Annotated in this window: 17 protein-coding genes and 1 riboswitch; of the genes, 5 read left to right on the forward strand and 12 right to left on the reverse strand. The window is 40.7% G+C overall.

Features of this window, described 5'->3' with window-relative positions; all coding sequences use genetic code 11:
- Positions 1 to 5: 5 nt before the first annotated feature.
- The 4 genes from ACIPUA_RS03970 to dalD form a co-directional block, all read right to left on the reverse strand.
- Positions 6 to 1229: a hypothetical protein gene (locus tag ACIPUA_RS03970; protein ID WP_042844104.1), complete on the reverse strand. Its 1224-nt coding sequence runs from the start codon at positions 1227 to 1229 to the stop codon at positions 6 to 8.
- A 637-nt stretch (positions 1230 to 1866) separates the two neighbouring features.
- On the reverse strand, positions 1867 to 3156 hold the full coding sequence (locus ACIPUA_RS03975) for an MFS transporter (protein ID WP_042844105.1): 1290 nt from the start codon (positions 3154 to 3156) through the stop codon (positions 1867 to 1869).
- Between the two features lie 89 nt (positions 3157 to 3245).
- On the reverse strand, positions 3246 to 4715 hold the full coding sequence (gene xylB / locus ACIPUA_RS03980) for a xylulokinase (RefSeq protein ID WP_449059297.1): 1470 nt from the start codon (positions 4713 to 4715) through the stop codon (positions 3246 to 3248).
- Positions 4716 to 4726: 11 nt separating this feature from the next.
- Positions 4727 to 6115: a D-arabinitol 4-dehydrogenase gene (gene dalD, locus ACIPUA_RS03985; RefSeq protein WP_048606977.1), complete on the reverse strand. Its 1389-nt coding sequence runs from the start codon at positions 6113 to 6115 to the stop codon at positions 4727 to 4729.
- A gap of 176 nt (positions 6116 to 6291) precedes the next feature.
- On the opposite strand from dalD, the gene ACIPUA_RS03990 reads away from it, so the two are divergent.
- On the forward strand, positions 6292 to 7242 hold the full coding sequence (locus ACIPUA_RS03990) for a sugar-binding transcriptional regulator (protein ID WP_042844108.1): 951 nt from the start codon (positions 6292 to 6294) through the stop codon (positions 7240 to 7242).
- A gap of 97 nt (positions 7243 to 7339) precedes the next feature.
- Here the strand turns inward: ACIPUA_RS03990 and crcB are convergent, their stop codons facing one another.
- Together crcB and ACIPUA_RS04000 are read right to left on the reverse strand one after the other, a co-directional pair.
- Positions 7340 to 7720, reverse strand: a complete 381-nt coding sequence (gene crcB / locus ACIPUA_RS03995; RefSeq protein WP_042844110.1) for a fluoride efflux transporter CrcB — start codon at positions 7718 to 7720, stop codon at positions 7340 to 7342.
- Positions 7721 to 7831: 111 nt separating this feature from the next.
- Positions 7832 to 7901, reverse strand: a riboswitch (Fluoride riboswitch).
- Between the two features lie 117 nt (positions 7902 to 8018).
- Positions 8019 to 8804 (reverse strand): helix-turn-helix transcriptional regulator, encoded by a 786-nt coding sequence (locus ACIPUA_RS04000; RefSeq protein WP_042844111.1) that lies wholly within the window; start codon positions 8802 to 8804, stop codon positions 8019 to 8021.
- Positions 8805 to 8902: 98 nt separating this feature from the next.
- Here ACIPUA_RS04000 and ACIPUA_RS04005 point away from each other — a divergent pair, with 98 nt between their 5' ends.
- Positions 8903 to 10315, forward strand: coding sequence for an MFS transporter (locus ACIPUA_RS04005; protein ID WP_071548013.1), 1413 nt, complete (start codon positions 8903 to 8905; stop codon positions 10313 to 10315).
- A 165-nt stretch (positions 10316 to 10480) separates the two neighbouring features.
- Here the strand turns inward: ACIPUA_RS04005 and ACIPUA_RS04010 are convergent, their stop codons facing one another.
- From ACIPUA_RS04010 to ACIPUA_RS04030, 5 genes are all read right to left on the reverse strand, one after another.
- Positions 10481 to 11443, reverse strand: coding sequence for a sugar-binding transcriptional regulator (locus ACIPUA_RS04010; RefSeq protein ID WP_042844114.1), 963 nt, complete (start codon positions 11441 to 11443; stop codon positions 10481 to 10483).
- Between the two features lie 162 nt (positions 11444 to 11605).
- Positions 11606 to 12259 (reverse strand): dihydroxyacetone kinase subunit DhaL, encoded by a 654-nt coding sequence (gene dhaL, locus ACIPUA_RS04015; RefSeq protein ID WP_042844115.1) that lies wholly within the window; start codon positions 12257 to 12259, stop codon positions 11606 to 11608.
- Positions 12260 to 12270: 11 nt separating this feature from the next.
- Entirely contained in the window at positions 12271 to 13272 is a 1002-nt protein-coding gene (locus tag ACIPUA_RS04020; RefSeq protein WP_042844116.1) for a dihydroxyacetone kinase subunit DhaK, read from the reverse strand.
- A gap of 12 nt (positions 13273 to 13284) precedes the next feature.
- On the reverse strand, positions 13285 to 14556 hold the full coding sequence (locus ACIPUA_RS04025; RefSeq protein ID WP_042844117.1) for an MFS transporter: 1272 nt from the start codon (positions 14554 to 14556) through the stop codon (positions 13285 to 13287).
- Positions 14557 to 14684: 128 nt separating this feature from the next.
- Entirely contained in the window at positions 14685 to 15797 is a 1113-nt protein-coding gene (locus ACIPUA_RS04030) for an MDR/zinc-dependent alcohol dehydrogenase-like family protein (RefSeq protein WP_042844118.1), read from the reverse strand.
- A 323-nt stretch (positions 15798 to 16120) separates the two neighbouring features.
- Here ACIPUA_RS04030 and rpiB point away from each other — a divergent pair, with 323 nt between their 5' ends.
- The gene (gene rpiB / locus ACIPUA_RS04035; RefSeq protein ID WP_042844119.1) at positions 16121 to 16573 is read left to right on the forward strand and encodes a ribose 5-phosphate isomerase B; all 453 of its coding nucleotides are present in this window, start codon (positions 16121 to 16123) and stop codon (positions 16571 to 16573) included.
- Positions 16574 to 16594: 21 nt separating this feature from the next.
- Positions 16595 to 18604 (forward strand): transketolase, encoded by a 2010-nt coding sequence (gene tkt / locus ACIPUA_RS04040; RefSeq protein ID WP_449059298.1) that lies wholly within the window; start codon positions 16595 to 16597, stop codon positions 18602 to 18604.
- 98 nt (positions 18605 to 18702) lie between these two features.
- Here the strand turns inward: tkt and ACIPUA_RS04045 are convergent, their stop codons facing one another.
- Complete coding sequence (locus ACIPUA_RS04045) at positions 18703 to 19467, reverse strand: SDR family oxidoreductase (RefSeq protein WP_410054824.1); 765 nt, start codon at positions 19465 to 19467, stop codon at positions 18703 to 18705.
- A 493-nt stretch (positions 19468 to 19960) separates the two neighbouring features.
- On the opposite strand from ACIPUA_RS04045, the gene fetA reads away from it, so the two are divergent.
- Complete coding sequence (gene fetA, locus ACIPUA_RS04050) at positions 19961 to 20611, forward strand: iron efflux ABC transporter ATP-binding subunit FetA (protein WP_042844123.1); 651 nt, start codon at positions 19961 to 19963, stop codon at positions 20609 to 20611.
- Positions 20612 to 20615: the final 4 nt, after the last annotated feature.

A 20615-nucleotide genomic window follows, 5' to 3' on the forward strand; every position in this document is an offset into this window, starting at 1 on the left:
TTTATTTACCCCGCTACTGGAACAATATACGCAACCATAATGCCCGCTAATACCACAGAAACCATAGTGACAGAAATAAAACCACCCACTAACATTGGCCCTAACATATGGCTAGTTAATACTTGCCGCTCTTTTTCATCTTTTGTTAATGCATTAATCGCTTCATTGGTAATGATGTAATCTGCAGGGAAACCATACAATGCAGTGAGCGCAACAGCAAAAGCCATTTCTTTAGTCACGCCTAGAATTTTGCCAACAATCCATGATGCGATAAACATTCCAATCACTGCAGCACAAATTAATACCACCATCGGATAAACTAGGCGTAATAACATATCTGGGGTGGCATGGTTTAATGTATCAAAAATAAACAACATTAACGCCATAATAGCAAAGCCAAAGCCATTAGCCTTTTGCAATGGCTGCCTTTCTAAAAAGCCTAATGAAGATGCAATTACACCGAATAATAAGCACAGTACAAAAGGGCTAATACTAACAAAAGGTGCGGCAAAACTGGACGCTAAATATGCTAAATACCCTACGAAAGCTAGACGTAAGAATTTGAAATAGCTTGTATTATAGTGGCTAGGAATTTTTTTAAACATACGAGGCATTTCGTCTTCAGAAACGAGTGTTTTGACTTCAACCTCTTTTGTTTCTCCAGTAGCTAATGTTTCTTTCCATTGACCATTACGGTATTTTTCCAGAACTCGGCGCCCTTCTTTTTTTAACATTATTGCGGTTAACGGATAACCCGCAAAACCTTGCATAACATAAATTAAAATAGCGAAAACCGATAAATCAACCAAACCAGCTTCCGCTGCACCTTTTGACATAATTAGTGAAGAGACAATACCACCAACTAATGGAGGTACAGCAACCAATACTGTATTTAAATCGAATAGCATTACGCCAATAATTAAGGTAAAAATGATGATCCCTAAAATACCCGCTAATGAAACTAAAATAGTTTTCCACTGACGCAATAATTCTTTTAAAGATAACAGTGTTCCCATATTGGTAATTAGCAAATACATTAAGGCAATTGCCACCACTTGAGGAATACCCGCAATACTGACAATATCTTTTGGGAAAATAGTCCAATAACCGATTAAAAATAATACCGCACACACGAAAACAGAAGGAACCCACGCTTTCGTTCTAACCGCAATAGCATCCCCGATATATAATATCCCCACAATCAGAAACAGAGCTAACATCTGTGACATAACTTTTTCCCCGCATTTATCTTTTTTTATTAGATTATTTTTTGGTGTTATAAGCTTTTAATTTATCTTTTAACTTTATTAAAAAATTTATTTTGTTTGATAAAACATCAGTATTAAGAGCAATTCGCTGCAAAAATACAAAATTGCAACAAAAATCATAATAACACCGAAAATACAGATGTATAGATAACAAAACAGGAATTAAGTAGGTTAGAATAAAGGTAATAATCTTGTTCAATAGTCAGATATAACAACAGAAAGCATCGTCTCCTTAATATCATCTTAATGATAGTTCAGATATTAATATTTAATCTCACTTATTAGCTTATTTATAACAAGATCGACTATAGACTAAATTTTAATCTATGAAATTATATTCTATTGCTTCAGGATGTATTTTCAATAAATCTCGCGATAACAGCAGAAACAGCCTTACAAATATGACTAATATTTCCATTTTCGTGGAATATTATACTTTATTTAACCGTTAATCTGTTTCTCTTTATATTGCCACTGTAAAGGAGGATATACCTTTCGCTTTTTTTGCCTTTTCTAATACCTTATTTACTCTCTAAATGAGAAAAGCCCTATAACCATAATATGGCCATAGGGCTCGATTTGAGTTTAATAAAATAAGTTAATTACTCGTTTGCTGCTCTACTACAGACTTAGTGGTTTTTACCTTACGATTATTTTCAAAACCCGGTTGTGGGACTTTAATAAAGAATGTCAGAACACCTGCAAAAATATACAACCCTGTATACGCCCAAACCACGCCAACAATATCAAAGAAAGGTAAGACCAAACTGGCGATCGCAGGCGCAGCAAAGTTACTTAACCCAGCCGAAAGATTATAAATAGAAACCGCTGCGCCTTTATGGTTAGGCTCAATACTTGGGAAAACCGCAGTCATAGGTACAAAGGCAGCGACAAAAATCCCTAATAAAATGGCAGGTATTAAAGCAATCGCAAAGTTATGCCCAAAATAGACCGGTAAGTAGTAAAACATCAGGCTTGAGATAGCCATGCCTAAACAGCCAAACCACCTGACTTGGCGTATCCAACCTATATGCTCCCCAACAATCCCCCAGAAAATATTAGTAAAAATAGTCACAAAGAAGAACACGGCCCAAATTTGTAACCATTCTGAGATGGTAAACCCTAAGCGGTCAACAAATAGCAATGGCATGATGATCGCAAAACCAAACAGAGAAATCGTGTTAATGATGCGAATCAAACTGGCCATAAAGATATCTTTATTGGTGAATAAAATGGTCGCAGCACGCGACAATTCCGCCATTTTATCCTTCATGGGTAAGTTTACTTTTGAACGGTCTACTGGAACATGGCGTAAGCTAAAATAAGCAATCGCACCACCAACTGCGACCCAGCCGATTGCCATCCATAATGTGCCGGTTTCCCCTATCATTGGAATAGAAAAACTAGGTAAATAGCTACCAATTACGCCTATCCCAACAGAATACATCGCCCAAAACCACCCAGTTGCGGCAGCAAGGTGAGCTCGGGGGATCACCTGTACTAACATCATCATAAATGAGTAAATAAATAGCGGGTAAGCCAACCCACGAATACCGTAAAATAATAACATTAGAGTATAGCTTTTCAGGCCTAAACCAAAAGCCATAAATAAGGCATGCATCACTATCCACAGAATAAACCCAATCATCATCGCTTTAAGTGGAGTAATAATTTCAGCCACCACACCCGATGCCCATGCGGCAACCGCTGCCATTAAGCCATATACCGTAAATACCATAGCAGATTGCGTCGGTGTAAAACCTAAGTCAGTAATATGTTTGGATAAAAAAGCCATTTCAAAACCATCACCACTCATAAAAATAGCGATAGCGATGAACCCCCAGAACAAATGCTTAGGTAAACCAAGCCAATACTGCTTCTGTTCCATTGCAGTTTCCTCATTGTCATTTTGTTATTTTAATCAATCGCGAAGAGTTAACAGTAATGGCGGTGTGTAGGGAACACCGCCATACTGACTTACTGTGGCAGTAATTCCCTTGCTTGTTTTTGCTGTTGGTACAATAAACGGAATACATCAAGCCGTTGATGTAACCAAGTTTGGTATTGTTCTTGCGGTGAATAAGTGTCTAACACATCAGGTTTTTGGCATACTGTTTCGGTATCTCCGCCATCCGCCAGCCACGCTAGGCGTGCTGCACCTAACGCACCGGATGAACTTGCAGGGTGTGTAACAATCGGTATATCAATCACATCGGCAATTAATTGTGCCCAGACAGGGCTACGAGCTCCCCCGCCAGTTAAACTACAACGGCTAATTTGTGTGCCCGTTTCAGTTAGAACTTTCATGCCATCTGCAAGGGCAAACGTCACTCCTTCTATCACCGCATAACCAAGCTGAGCACGTGTTGTTTCATTCCTTAAGGCGAAAAAAGACCCCATTGCGTAAGGATCATTATGCGGAGTTCGTTCCCCAGAAAGGTAAGGTAAAAACACGGGAGATTGTTTTTTTTGCTGTTCAGTCAATTGGCCTACTTCATCCATCAATTGGTTTTCCGTTGTAGACAACAACTGGCAAAGCCAACGTAAACAGTTGGCGGCGCTTAGCATCACACTCATTTGATGCCAACGGTCTGGTAAAGCATGAGCAAATGCATGCACGCCTTGATGTGGTGCCGCCTGCAATTGATTGTTCACGACAAAAATGACACCTGACGTGCCAAGAGAGATTAATGCATCCCCTTCATTAACGGCACCAACCCCCACAGCGGAGGCGGCGTTATCCCCACCGCCTCCCGCCACAATAACATCTGCACTGAGCCCCCATTGGGAAGCTAAATCTGCACGAAGTACACTGCTTTTCTCTGCACCTTCCACTAAAGTAGGCATATGTTCGCGAGTTAAATTTGTTGCAGCCAATAATTTATCAGACCAATCACGCTTTGCGACATCGAGCCATAGGGTTCCTGAAGCATCTGACATATCACTGATAAACTGTTCAGTCATTTTCCAGCGCAAATAGTCCTTTGGTAGCAATACCTTAGCAACTTGATTAAATACCTCAGGTTCATTACGTGCTACCCATAATAATTTAGGCGCAGTGAAACCGGGCATGACAAGGTTGGCACCTATTGTCAAAAACTCGGGGTGGTTTTCCATCAGCCATTCACATTCATTCGCGCTTCGGGTGTCGTTCCATAAAATACAATCCCGTAGCACTTGATGATGATTATCAAGTAATACCGCACCATGCATTTGCCCAGATAAACCTATCGCTTTTACTGCTGCCCATGCTTCTGGTGCTTTTTGACGAAGTGTGGCTACCACCGAATTAGTCGCTTCCCACCAGCTATCTGGCGATTGTTCCGCCCACTGAGGGTGGGGCCTTTGCACGGTTAATGCCATATGGCTAGAGGAGACAATTTCTCCCTGCCCATTAATTAAAACTGCCTTCAATTCTGAAGTGCCGAGGTCTATTCCAAGGTACATCGACTTTCTCCTTACAGAGGTTGATGTGGTGATTTCAACCAGCGTTCAACATCTGCCACTGTATTTTTCATTAATTCATGAAACTGCGTTGAATGCGCTAATGTGCTAAATAGCATTTCACTGGAAACGAATTTTTCCAATGCATCACTGGCATTCATCAAGGGTAGATAATATGCAGCATCAAGCACGCCATCTTGGTATTCATACGGTAATTTGCCTTGTGCCCAACGCTGTAAAAAGACAAAAAATAGTGCGGGAAGTACTGCTGTTGCTGCAGGAACTTGGCCTCGTTGATAGCATTCTTGTAGTGTTGGAGTGATAAAGCCTGGAATTTTTGATAAACCATCAGCGGCAACTCGCTGATTAGTATCTTTTATGTAAGGATTACTAAAACGAGCTAAAACGACATCGCGGTATTGCTCAAGATCTAGCGGGCTTGGTGATAACGAAGGGATGACATCTTGCGTTACATAGTTCCAAGCCATCTGTTTAATAGCCGCTTCACGGGTGCTATCATCAATAAAATTCAAACCAATGAGTGTTCCCGCCCAAGCAATACAGCTATGGCTTGCATTCAAAATACGGATTTTGGCTTCTTCCCACGGTAATACTGAATCCACCATTTCAACATCGACATTTTCTAGTGCTGGACGCCCATTAATAAAGTCATCTTCAATTACCCACTGAATGAATGCTTCCCCCATTACCGGAGCTTTATCATCCCAGCCTGTATGTTGTTTTACACGTTCAGCCACATCTGGTGTTGGCCGAGGTGTGATCCTATCTACCATGGTATTTGGTGAGCGAGTGCTTTCTTTTACCCACTGATATAATTCTGTTTCACCTTTTAATTGTAAAAAAGATAAAAAACCATGCCTGAAACGCTCACCGTTATGACGTAAATTATCACAGTTTAATAAGGTTACCGGCTCACCATGTGCGGCTAAGCGTGCCCGTAAAATATGGGTCAATGCACCATAAATAGTACACATTGCGCCTGCCAAATCAGCCTTGATATCTGGTTGCTCAGCATCCAGCTCATGCTGTGGAGTCAAATAATAACCTGCTTCTGTTACGGTAAATGCGATCACTCGAGTCGCTTTATCACAACCTTGTTCAACGAGTTGGCTTAAATTAGAGTCCCAATGAAGTATTTTACGCACCGAGGTAATTTTTTCGTACTGACGTTCCCCTTCAGGGGACACCGTTTCGAGTGTGTATTCTCCATTTTGTTTAGCTAAGTTATCAAGCAATGTATTAGCATCATTGCGGATATTCCCTAATGCGATTGACCAACTATCATCACCTTGTTGAATTAAGCGGTGTAAGTACCAAGCTTGATGAGCACGATGAAATGACCCAGCACCGATGTGCATCCACACTGATTTTTGCTTTAACATTGTGACCCCTTAACTTAGAATAAATATTTGCTACAAGTTTGGGCATATGCCCGTTTGTTATATTTTAGTTTCAACTTGATCACAATTACTGCGATAATGCTCACAATATTGACTTTTGCCCTTTTAATAAGCAATTGCCCAGAATTACAATATCGTAAAAAAGCAGGAGACAGTCCATGCAGAAAGAATTAAAAAAAATGGAGCAAGCAGCGCGTGCAGCATGGTTATATTTTGTGGCAGGCAAAACTCAACAAGAAATTGCTCATGAACTTGGTTTATCACGACAAGTAGCACAACGCCTTATTTCACTAGCCAAAGAACAAGGCATGGTCCATGTTCAGATCACTCACCCAATTACTGAGTGCCTTAAACTCGCCAATGAAATTCAACAGAAATACCAACTAACACATTGTTGTGTGGTTCCATCAGGCCAGCTTGATACAGGCTCAACCCTCGATATGATTTCAGTGGCTGGCGCTGAATTAATGGAACAATTAATCGAACAAGACAACCCCCAAGTGATCGGTATTGGTTCAGGCCGAACATTACGAAGTATTATTGATGCCCTTCCTTACCTAGAAACCCCGCAACATCAATGTGTTTCATTGATTGGTGCTATCGCTCGGGACAGTTCGGCAACACGTTATGATATTCCACTGCGTTTTGCAGAAAAGCTGCAATGTCGCCATTATATCTTACCTGCCCCGCTATATGCAGATAGCCCAGAAGATAAGGCCATGTGGTGCCAACACCGTGTGTATAAGGAAGTAACAGAAAAAGCCTTAAATGCAGACATAACTTTTATTGGTATTGGTGAGGTGGGAAAAGGCTGCCCGCTGAATTCGGAAGGCTTTGTCACCGATGAACAACTGGAAATGTTACTTGAGAAAGGCGTAGCCGCTGAGCTATTAGGCCATTTTATTCAAGCCAATGGGGAAAGGCTATCGACAGCGTTAGATGACACACACACCAGCGTCCCTCTATTTGCACCACCGAATAAACCTGTTATTGCTTTTGCTGGGGGTTCCCATAAAACTCACGCGATACAAGCGGTATTAAATGGCGGTTGGGTCACAGGGTTAGTAACCGATGAAGCCACAGCTCATCATTTATTAGAAAATAATTAAAACAGAAACTCAGGCGATAATGCATCGCTTGAGTTTCTTCTTTTTTATAACGAATCATTCCATTAAAAAATGGTTTGTTCAGTTTATAAGGTTAATATTACCCCTGTGCTAACCAGTGATGACACAGCATACCGAGCAAAGTAAAGACCAACGCGCCAATAACATGGATGGCAATGGTGCTGATGGCAAAGCCAAATTTTCCCTCTTGAATTAAAACGACCACTTCAAGTGAAAATGTGGAGAAAGTGGTGAATGCACCACAAAAGCCCGTCACAATAAATAACTTATAGGCGGGGCTAATATTGGCGTTGGCAAAATAAGAAATAGCAAAACCAATAACAAAGCCACCCACTAAGTTGACAACAACAGTACCAAGGGGAATATTGGGATAAAAGTGATTAAGTTTCAGGCTAACAAACCACCTTAACCACCCACCGAGAACAGAACCCAGCGCTATTGCAAATAAAGAGGCATACATAGAAACTTCCTTTAATGTCTGGCGGGATAAATGAAAGGAAAGTTTCCTATTAGATCATTCATGCCCTAAATTCAGGGCACATAATACCTACGTACCCTATCTTTTGGAAAGGTTAACGTAGGCATCATCAGCCCTACATGGGCGGTTTTGTAACAGGAGGAATGCCATCTCCCATAGTTCTACATAAAATCATAATGTTATTTATTATATTATGTGAACTCTTTTTAAAAACATACTCCTAAATAATTCAAGTTGCAACTCGTCAAGGCGAGAGATTAAAAATAAGTAAGCATATGATTTATTTAGGAATATAAACTAATAGTCGATTCCCTTTTTCAATATCAAACGTCAGTGATGTGTAGTCATAATGTTCTAAATTTCCTTGATAAACCAATTCACGGACACCAGTACAAGGCTGATAAATCTCATGCTTATTCCATAATTGATTAAATAGCGCAGATTGCCCCACCAGCGTTTTTACTAATGTTTTGATATTAGGGTCATTTTTAGTCAAAGCATAATCACGACGAAAACTTGCGAGTAACTGTTTAGCGACTAACGGCCAATCCGCAAACCGTTCTTGATAGCGAAGGTCTGTGAATAATAAATAAAGAAAATTACATAAATACGGTTCAGCTTCGGAAAAATGAAAATAATCATCAGCACGTGAATTATAAGCCAGTACATCCCAATGCAAATTAAGCACATAACATAAATAGTTATCTGGAAAATCAGTGATCATTTTTGAAATTGCCGAAGGCACACAGTGTTCTGTATTTCCAGTCGCTATAGGCTCTCTGTTATGCGTAAGTAGATAAAGATGCTGGCGTTCAGCCGTATTTAAATTAAGTGCATTTGACAGGTTATCAAGAAATTGCGTTGAAACCCCTATCTCTCGGCCCTGTTCAAGCCATGTGTACCACGTCAAACCAACACCAGCGAGTGCGGCAACTTCTTCTCGGCGCAATCCTGGCGTTCGACGGCGAGTTGTGCGTGGTAAACCGACTGATTCAGGAGAGACACTTTCACGTTTTTGCTTTAAAAAATCAGCTAACTCAGGGCGGTTACGTTCTCTATTTTTCATAGCCTATTGCTTTTAGTAATAGTATAACTAGTTAAATTGTATCAGGATAATGCATTCATTATAGTCCCCATTTATTTGTCTGTCTAAATGGGAAAAATATGAACCGACACCAAAGTATTGCGCTATTTGTTTTATTACTGGCAGGTTTTGTGACAATTTTTGATTTGTTTGTTGTCAATGTAGCCATTGTAAGTATCCAGCAATCATTGAATGCCAATCTGACACAAATCACACTCATCATTGTCGGCTATGAATTAGCATTTGGGCTGCTGCTGATCACGGGGGGACGATTGGGCGATATTTATGGCAAAAAAAGCTTATATCGTGTCGGAATGACGCTGTTTACAATCACCTCTCTACTTTGCGCTTTAGCACCAACGGCATCTTTATTAGTCACTTCTCGGTTTCTACAAGGGTTATCTGCTGCCTTATTGTTCCCTCAAGTCTATTCCAGTATCCGCATTAATTTTAATGAGCAGACAGCTAAAAAAGCCTTTGGCTATCTGGGAATGAGTTTAGGATTGGCCGCTATTGCTGGGCAAGCTTTAGGGGGTTGGTTAATTACACTCGACCTGTTTGGCTTAGGCTGGCGGACAATTTTTCTAGTCAACCTCCCCATTGGTGCGGTAGCTGTTTTTTTATCGGGTTTTCTACTTGAAGGCCATCGAATGAAAGTAAATTTAGATTGGTATGGTGTATTCCTGTCCAGTAGCGGTATTTGTTGCGCATTATTTCCATTACTCATGCTACCCGTCTGGGGATGGTCAACGATAGGCACAGTATTACTCATTAGTGGGATTATGCTTCTTACCTTATTCGTCTATCAAGAAAAACGATTAGAAAAGCAAGGAAAAGCACCGTTATTTACCCTATCCATTTTAACCCATCGTGACTTTGTCATTGGGCTTTTGGTTGTCATGAGCGTGTACGCAACATCATCTGCTTTCCCTTTGATGCTATCGTTGCTACTGCAAAAAGGCATGGGCTTAACCCCGTTTTTATCCGGTTTAATATTTGTTCCTTCAAGTATTGGTTTTGTTATCTCATCAATTATAACGCCATATTGGACCCGTCGTTATGGTGACCGAGTCATATTTTGGGGGGCCATATTCTACGCAATAAGTTATGTGCTACTCCTGATAGCATTGTATGCTTTTTCATTAAACAGCCCAGTGGAATGGCTATCTCCAATATTATTCTTCATCGGCTTTACACAAGGCATGATTATGACGCCAATGTTAAATCTCGTGTTAGCAAAAGTCACCCCTGAGCTTGTCGGCCAAGCATCAGGTTTTACCGCAACACTACAACAAATTGGCGCGGCGATGGGGGCGACAAGTGTTTCGGTCATTATGCAATATGCATTGGCGGCTATGCCAAAACAATTACCATTTGAACAATTAAAATGGGCCATCAGTTGGGGGCTAGGGTTTAATGTATTGATGGCAATCTGTGCCGCTGTTTTGTTATTGATGATCACTGGGCGGTTGACCTTGCTGTATAAAAAATAGCTTACAGCACGGTTTCGCTATCAACGTAGCTCTCGGCATGGTGGTTTGCTTTTACAGCATCACCATGCCGCTTAAAAAAGACAAAATCAATCACCCTTAGGAGGATTGTCATGTGCCATAGGCTCACCAACAGGGTTATTGCTTATTTAAGATAGGTGTCGTCCATTATTGGGACATTTTTAAAATCGTCCGCACATTGCTGGCACTAGTGGCGATAATATCAATCGCCCCAGTACGTAAGGCCCCCATGATCGCCATCGCTTTTGATGACTCAGATGCAATCGCAATTACACAGGGGATTTTTCTTAGCTCATCAATACTTAAACCAATCACCCGGTCATTCATGACAGTGTCTACATGTTGCCCTTGTGCATTAAAAAAATCATAACCCGCAATATCCCCAATAACCCCTTGATTTAAGCTGGCATCAACAATTTCACGAGGCGTAAACCAACCTAGCTTAACCATATAGCTGTCTTCATTCATGTCACCAATACCAATCAACGCTATATCCGCTTTACGGGCGCGATCTAAGGTTTCCTTGATGGTGCCGTTTTTCATGAATGACTGCTTTAATTCGTTATTTTCAACATAGGCTGGTGCATATAAGGTTTCACTGGTTCCACCAAATTTTTTCGCTAATCGGCGGCTGATATGGTCTGCATTAATCGAATCACCAGGGCGATGAGTCCCGCCTATCCCACAGATAAAACGGCAATCTTTTTCAGGTACAGCTCCTCCGCTGTCTGCCACAACCGCCACATTGCGCCCTTGCCCTACAGTAACAATCATATTGTCGCGTAATGTGGTTGATAGATAATTAGCAACCAACGTTCCAACTTGATAGCGTTGCTCTTCTTCATCTGGATGGTCTAATGCGATTAATGCACGGGATATTGGAAAACGAGAGAGTAATTGTTGCTCTAACTGAGTACTAAAAATAGGATGATAGCGTACGTTGATCTCAACAATGCCTTCCTCTTTGGCACGCTTTAATAGGCGCCCCACCTTAATCCGCGATATACCAAACTTATTGGCGATCTCTTCCTGAGTAATTTCATCACGATAATACGCTATCGCAATTTCAGTGAGTAGCTCGATATCGGAAGATGTTTGTGATCTATCCATAAGATAGTGGTTTCCTCTTTATTGGTGTTAATCGCAACAAGGATAATAAGGTTTTAGTATAGCGTTTCTAGTGGCAATTAATAAGTAAGTTGTAAAATAGAGTGGATATATACGCCTAAACAACGGTGACGTATATATCCATATAATGACTAGGTTAGGTAATCAGGCATTAGCTAGAGCAGCTTGTTTTTCGACACTTTGAGCCAATTGACATAACAAGAGACAGCAAGAGGTTGCTCCCGCATCTAACACGCCTCTTGAACGCTCACCTAAACGGCTTGCACGACCAATTTTTGCCACTAAATCCAATGTGGAATCACGCCCTGCAATCGCAGCTTCTTGCATTGCGTCAAGCGCTTGTTTAAAGCTTTTACCTGATGTTGTCGCTTCTTCGAATGCTTGGGTCGCGGGGATCAACGTGTCCATTAAACACTTATCACCAACAGTGGCACTGCTGATATCTTGTAATTCAGATAACCCATTTTGCAGCATGGCGAGAAAATCTTGTTGCGTTAGCTCTGTTTTACCTGAAATGCTGTCAGACATGCCCATAAAGAAGCTACCATACAACGGCCCCATTGACCCGCCAATACCTTCCATCAACGCATCTGAAATTTCTTCAAACCCTTCACTCAATGATAGTTGACGACCTTCAATTGCCTTGGCACATAAATTGAAACCTTTTGCCATATTGATCCCATGGTCACCATCACCAATAGCACCATCAATTTCGCTCAGGTATTCACGATTTGTCACAATAATATTCACTAAATCAAGGGTTACTTCACTGCCACAATCCGTTGATATAACTTGCATAACTGGCTCCTTTACTTAACCTGAGTTAAACCTAATGAATACGCAGGTACATCCATCAGTGTTTTTAATTCATCATCTACCTTCATTAAGGTTAGAGTAACGCCCATCATTTCTAATGAAGTAAAGTAATTACCTACGTAATTGCGAACAATGCGCACACCTTTCTCACTCAATTGTTTTTCAACTTCTGCGTAGTAAATATACAGCTCCATTACGGGAGTCGCGCCCAATCCAGAAACTAGCACCACGACTTCATCCCCTTGTTTTGCCTGCATATCATCTAAGATTGGCGTTAACATTGTTTGAGCCATTTGTGCAGCAGATTGAATTGGCATGATTTCAATACCCGGCTCACCATGGTGCCCAATGCCTAATTCCATCATGCCATCTTCAATATGAAAATTAGGATGCCCTACCGCTGGAATGGTGCAAGACGTTAGACCGACACCAATAGAATGGCAGTTATTAATAGCTTTTTGTGCTGCGCCAATCACGCCATCTAGGTCATAACCTTTACTGGCGGCGGCGGCACCAACTTTCCACATTAAAATTTCACCGGCTACACCACGACGCTTTTCTTTTTCGCTGGCGGGTGCTGAGGCAACATCATCGGTTGCCACCACCGTTTTAATTTTCATGCCCGCTTTTTCAGCTTTTTTCATCGCCATTTTGACGTTCATGTTATCGCCTGCATAGTTGCCATATAAGCAAGCAACACCAGCGCCACTGTCAGCCGCTTTAAAGGCATCTAAGAATGCGCCTGCGGTTGGTGAGGAAAAAATTTCGCCAATCGCCACCGCATCTAGCATATTTTCGCCAACATAACCTAAAAATGCAGGTTCATGACCAGAACCCCCGCCGGTGACAATCCCTACTTTTCCTGGTACTGGCGCTTGTGGATATTTTAAAACCCGAGCGTTCTCCGTTTGCGCAAAATATTCAGGGTGCGCTTTCAAATAGCCTTGAATCGCATCTTCAACAACAAGATCAGGTTCATTAATGATTCTATTCATAATTCCCTCAATTTACTTATTTTCTGGTGTTAGCTGCATCTTTGCTGACTGTTCAAGCAGTTCTTGCGGTACAGTGATAAATTTCATCAGTATCGCACTAAATAAATAAAGCCCTGAGAAGATCCAAATCACGCCCAATGCCCCAACACTACTAATGAATATCCCTACTAATGCTGGACCAACAAAGGTACTTAACCCAGCACCTAAGTTAAGTACTGACATTGCGGCACCTTTGTTTTCAGGAGCTAGCGTTGGCATGATAGCTGAAAGTGGCACATATCCTGCCAAGCATGCGCCAAACAAACCGGCGGCAATCATCATCAGGGTATAACTGTGACCGAAATAGTACGGTACGTAATAAAACATTAGGGTACAAATCATACAACCGACACAACCGAACCAAATCACAATATTGCGCCAACCAATTCGGTCACTCACAACACCAAAAATAAGGTTAAAGGCAATATTGACAGTCCAAAGTGCGGCATAGATATGTAACCATTCTGTTCGAGAAAAACCAAAGTCAGCGAGAAACATTGGCATGAAGATCACAAAACCATATGCCGCTGATGTGTTAATGGTTCTTACAATGCCCCCTAAACCGATTTTAGGGTTTTCAAATGCGATGGTAATTCCTTTAAATAAATAGCTGAGCGAAACTTTTTCTTTTGGTTTGTCTTGTACATCGCCCGCTTTATTACGATTGAGCGCTATCGCTATAAATGCCCCAATAGTGACAAATATCAGCCCACTCCATAACGTCGCCATTTCACCGAGAATAGGTAATGCATAACTTGAATACATCACGCCTAATACACCTAGCCCGCCACTATAAACGAACCAGAAAATTCCGACGGCTGAACCTAATTTTTTAATAGGTGCTTCATACGCTACCCAAACTAAAAAACCATAAGCAAACATTGGATAACCAAACCCGCGTAAGGCATAAGTTGGGACCATGATAGATAAACTATTGCTTGGCAGCCCGACGGATAAGAAAATAACCGAGCCAATCACAAACATCACAAAGCCAAAAATCATCACTCGACGCGCCGTATAAATCTCAGCAAGCACCCCTGATAACCATGCGGCAACCGCTGCAAAAAAACCATATACACTAAAAAGTAATGAAGATTCTTCAATACTCATTCCACGGCTAATAATAAAAGGCGATAGCCAACCTTGTTCTAGCCCTTCCCCCATCATAAAGATAAGGACGCCAAAATAGCCAAGTAGTAACTTTGGTGAAAAACCCGTTACTTTAGACAATTTATTGATTATCATATCGTTAACCTCAGTGCTTGTTCGCTGGGTTAGGACCTGAATAACAAGCCTTGGTAGGGTGACATTTATTCAGGTCCAATTTTTATCGTTATTTTTTATTTCGCGTTTAATTTGAACCGGCTACAGCATTATAGGTTCGGGTCTAAGACCACTTTAATATGCGGGTCACCTTTCGCCATCATAGAAAAGCCTTCTGCGAATTTTTCTAATGGTAAGATATCAGTGACGACACCTTTTGTTGGGAAATCACCATTACCGATACCTTCAATGACTAACGGGTAGCAATATGGGCCTAGGTGAGAACCTAATAAGTCCAGTTCCTTACGGTCGCTAATAATGCTCCAATCAACGGTCACTGGGTCTTTAAATACAGAGAACTCGACAAATGTTCCAAGTTTACGGATCATTTTCAGCCCCTGTTCTACAGATTTTGGTGCGCCTGTCGCTTCAATGTAGATATCGCAACCGTAGCCTTCCGTCATGTCTTTAACGATTTTATCCACATCATCACGTTTCGGATTCAATACGATATCCGCGCCAAATTCTTTTGCTAGTTCAAGGCGTTTATCAAAGAGGTCTAAAACAACCAGTTTTCCAGCACCAGACTTTTTAATCGCACCAATCATTCCTAAGCCTAATGTTCCTGCGCCTGAAAGTACTACCACATCCCCCAATTTGACATTGGCGCGCTGCACTGCATGTAAGGAGCAAGCATAAGGCTCAATCAAAATGGCATCTTCAATTGGCATATCAACAGGAACATGGTAGTTAATCGCTTCTTTAGTGAATTTCATGTATTGAGCCATACCGCCATTCACATTTTTTTGGAAGCCATACAGGTCATGTTTTTCACACATCCAATATTCACCACGTTTACAAAAACGGCACTCCCAACATGGGACGATTTGTTCGGAAATAACACGGTCACCTAATGCAAAACCTTCTACCTTTGAACCAAAACCAACAACATGACCAATAAACTCATGCCCTGGGATCATCGGCGCTTTAATATACGCAGGTTGTTCATCATCCCCCCAAAAACTTGGGGCACCTTCGAAGGCTTTCACATCACCTGCACAAATACCGCAAGCTTCTACACGCACTAGAATTTCTTCTTCACTAATTTTTGGCACATCCACCGTTTCTAAACGGTAATCTTTCGGTGCATAAGCAACCACGGCTTGCATTTTTTCTGGGATGCCTGCGCTCATCGTTGCTTTTGAATCACAGTGTTCACACATAGTTCTATCCTCGGCGGTTTGTAAAATGAACATAAGTTCAATGAAGATACAAATTAACCATACCTTCTTTTCTTTATCCTTGCCCATAACCAGATTGTCAAAGTGTGATTTAGAGCAAATATTCTTATAAAATAGCTTTTAAACGACTACTTTTCGCTATTTATCGAAAAAAAATGTAATTTAAAGCCCTAGATCACAGAATCAAGCATACCAAAAATAAAAACATATGTTCACCTATTGATTATTTGTTCATAAGATCCTATTTTCTATTTAGTACAATTGAATAGTTAATGAACATTTGTTCAATCATAAGGATCTCTATCATGCTATCTATTGCCATTGGTGCTGATGACGCTGCATTTGAAATGAAAGATTTAATTAAAGCTCATTTAAAAGAGCTAAATATTGAAGTGACAGATTACTGCTTAAAGACTGGGGTTGAAGATGAAATGTACCCCGACGTTGCTCATGCCGTCGCCACCGCTATCACACAAGGTAAACATCAACGCGGAATTTTAATTTGTGGCACGGGTATTGGGATGTCTATCGTAGCCAATAAAGTTGCGGGGATACGTGCAGCGCTTTGCCATGATACTTACTCAGCAGAGCGGGCACAAAAAAGCAATGACGCGCAAATTATCACTTTCGGAGCACGGGTAATAGGCCCCGAATTAGCCAAAATAATCGTCGACACATGGCTAGCTTCCCATTATGAAGGGGGACGTTCAGCACCCAAAGTAGCCCGTATTAGTGAATATGAAAATGGGGAACGTTAGTTTTAATTTGGGAGTTTTGTTATGTGCACACAAACACAAAATAAATTAGCAAATGCAATCCGCTTTCTTTCAATCGATGCTGTACAACAGGCAAATTCGGGTCACCCAGGTGCCCCTATGGGGATGGCAGACATTGCTGAAGTATTATGGAGAGACTACTTACAACATAACCCAGCCGACCCCTGCTGGCCTAATCGCGACCGTTTTGTGTTATCAAATGGCCACGCCTCAATGTTGCTATACAGTTTGCTTCATTTAACGGGCTATGATGTTTCTATCGAGGACTTAAAGCAGTTTAGACAATTACATTCAAAAACACCTGGTCATCCTGAATTAGGCTACACACCGGGAGTTGAAACCACCACAGGCCCTCTGGGACAAGGTATTGCAAATGCAGTGGGAATGGCTATCGCGGAAAAAACACTAGCGGCTACCTTTAACCGCTCAGGTTTCCCTGTTGTCGATCATTTTACTTATACTTTCCTCGGTGATGGCTGCTTGATGGAAGGGATTTCCCATGAGGTTTGCTCTTTAGCAGGGACTCTTAAGCTCAATAAGCTGATTGCTTTTTATGACGATAACCAGATCTCTATCGATGGTGATGTACAAGGCTGGTTCACCGATGATACCGCACAACGCTTTGAATCCTATGGTTGGCATGTTATTAGAGCCATTGATGGGCATTCGCGTCCTGCAATTAAAGCCGCGATTGAGCAAGCCCATCAACAAACCTCTAAACCAACATTGATTATTTGTCGTACCACTATCGGATATGGCTCCCCCAATAAAGCGGGAACAGCGAGTTCACATGGTGCTCCCCTTGGGAACGATGAAATTGCATTAACGCGTCAACAATTAGGCTGGGAGTACCCACCTTTTGAAATCCCTGAAGAGATTTACCAACCATGGAATGCAATAGAGCGTGGTGCTGAACAGCAATTACGTTGGGAACAGGCTCTACGGGAATATGCCAAGCAATATCCCGAATTAGCCCTTCAATTAAACCAGCGCTTATCAAACCAACCTACCGGATCATTTAGTTCAGTTATCAATGAGTACATTCAGCACCTGAATAATAACCCAGCAGAAATTGCCACTCGTCAGGCTTCACAAAATGTTCTCAATATTATCGGCCCTGTTTTACCTGAGCTAATGGGTGGCTCGGCAGATTTAGCGCCGAGTAACCTGACTTACTGGTCAGGCTCAAAACCTATCAATGAATATCCTGCGGGTAATTATATTCATTATGGTGTACGGGAATTTGGCATGACTGCCATTGCCAATGGTATTGCATTACACGGAGGGTTTCGCCCTTACACCGCAACCTTTTTGATGTTCTGTGAATATGCTCAAAATGCGGTACGCATGGCCGCCTTAATGAAATTACCGCAAATTCTGATTTACACCCATGATTCGATTGGCTTAGGTGAAGATGGACCGACTCATCAACCGGTCGAACAATTAGCCGCATTGCGGGCTACTCCCAACCTTTCCGTATGGCGGCCCTGTTGCCAAGTAGAAACCGCAGTTGCTTGGCAACAAGCCATACTGCAACAAAATAAGCCGACGGCCTTAGTCCTTTCAAGGCAAAATCTCCATCAGCACTCACGTACCTCTGAGCAACTTACCTGTATCCAGCGTGGGGGGTATATTTTACGAAGTAATAGCCAATCACCTGAGTTATTGTTAATTGCGACGGGCTCTGAGGTCACCTTGGCGGTTGAAGCCTGGCAGGTTTTAACCGCACAGGGTTTTAACGTCAATGTTATATCAATGCCATCCACTGATACTTTTGATAAACAACCTGATGAATATAAACAACAGGTTTTACCTAATCATGTTCGTCAACGTATTGCCATTGAAGCTAGCATTGATGATTACTGGCGTAAATATGTTGGCTTGGATGGGTTAATAATGGGAATGAATAGCTTTGGCGAATCTGCACCTGCTAAGCAGTTATTTGACTATTTTGGTTTCACTGTTGAAAAGCTAATTAGTATGTCACTTTCATTATTACAGGCCGATAAATAATTAAAGCTAAGTTTTATTAAAATTCGTTATCCTACTTTGTAATTATTATTACAAGCCAAATAATAACATTATTATTTGGCTTATTTTTAATTAGATAATTATTGAATACTATATCCACCATCAATAACTAAATTATGTCCAGTGATCATATCAGATGCATCACTGGCTAAAAATAACGCACATGCCGCAATTTCTGATGGTTCAGCAAAACGTCTAGCAGGAATTTTTTCTTTCATTTCATCACCTTTCTCCCCTTCCCATGCTTTTTTACCTAATTCCGTCATCACAATAGTTGGAGAAATTGCATTAGTTTGTATCCCTTTAGGGCTCCACTCCAGCGCTAATACTTGAGTTAAGCCAATGATCGCTGCTTTACTGGCACAATATGCGGCATGCTGATCTAAAGCAATGACCCCTGCTTGGGAAGCCATATTAATTATCTTCCCTTTTCCTTGTTTAATCATGATATTACCAACTGCCTGACAAACAAGAAAGGTACCTTTTAAGTTCACATTCATGGTTAAGTCCCAATCAGACTCTGCTAAATCTTCCGCAGGAGCTAATGCCACAATCCCCGCACTATTTACAGCAATATCCAATGAGCCATAATGCTGTAAAACCTGTTGAACCATTTCTGAAACTGACTCAGAATTTGTGATATCACATTGAATACCTAAGCTATTTCCTAGCATTTTAGCTACCTCAGTAACCTTTTCTGATTTATCAACTAAGGCAACTTTAGCCCCTTTCTCGGCATATAACTGAGCAATGGCGAGCCCAATACCTGCGGCTCCCCCTGTGATCACGGCCACTTTACCATCAAGAGAAAAGTTGGTGTTATATCCACTAAATTTTTTCATTATAATTCCTTAACATCATGATGTGATATTTAATAAAAATATAATATGAATACGATGGTGAAACTGAAACACCATGATATTCGATGAGAGTTAATTAATATTTAGTTTTACTAATATAATAGTGTTACAGGTTTAAATCTATATTTATAATTTATAAAAATGAGCCACTTCTCATATTATTAGAAATGAAAAATAAGATTAAGAACATTTGTTCACAATTAAATTCAAACTGATTATTTGTTTATATTAACATGAGTATTTAATCCATTTTTTCGATAGCACAATGACAGATTATAAAACAATCATAGTCCCCTATTGATAGTCCTTTAACCACTATCTGCATAATACAGTATAAATTTAGCAATAACTGGCGCATAATATTAGTTATATCTAAATTGATATTGAACAACGTAAATGTACTGTCATCAGATAAAATAATGGAATGGGTATCATTCGCGTTAAACTGCGTATTTTAGTTAAATAGGTCATTGATAATATGGAACAAAACCATTTACTGCTACAATTGAAGGATATTGGTTATACCATTGATGGGAAAACAATTCTCGATAATGTGCAGATTAACCTACAAGCAGGTGATTTCAAATTAATCACAGGGCCTTCCGGTTGTGGAAAAAGCACCTTATTAAAAATAGTGGCATCTTTAATTTCCCCCACTCAAGGTTCGATCACCTTCAAGGGAAAAGATATCAATACTATTTTACCAGAAACCTATCGCCAACAAGTTTCATACTGTACGCAAACGCCTGCTTTATTTGGCACAACAGTATATGATAATTTGGCATTTCCATACCAAATAAGAAAGTTACCTTTCAATAAAGATAAGATAATAAGTGACTTAAACTATTTCTCACTGCATGAAACTATTTTAGAAAAAGGTATCAATGAGCTTTCTGGTGGGGAAAAACAACGTATTTCTCTTATCCGTAACTTACAATTTTTACCGCAAATTTTGCTATTAGATGAAATAACCAGTGCCCTTGATGAAGAAAATAAAATCAAAGTAAATGAATTTATTCACCACCTTACCACTGATAAAAAAATCGGGGTGTTGTGGGTAACCCATGACCAAGATGAAATATCTCATACCAATGAGGTTATTACCCTTCCCATTCATCATGAAGAATAATAGG

Source organism: Providencia sp. AGC89 (genome assembly GCF_053543535.1).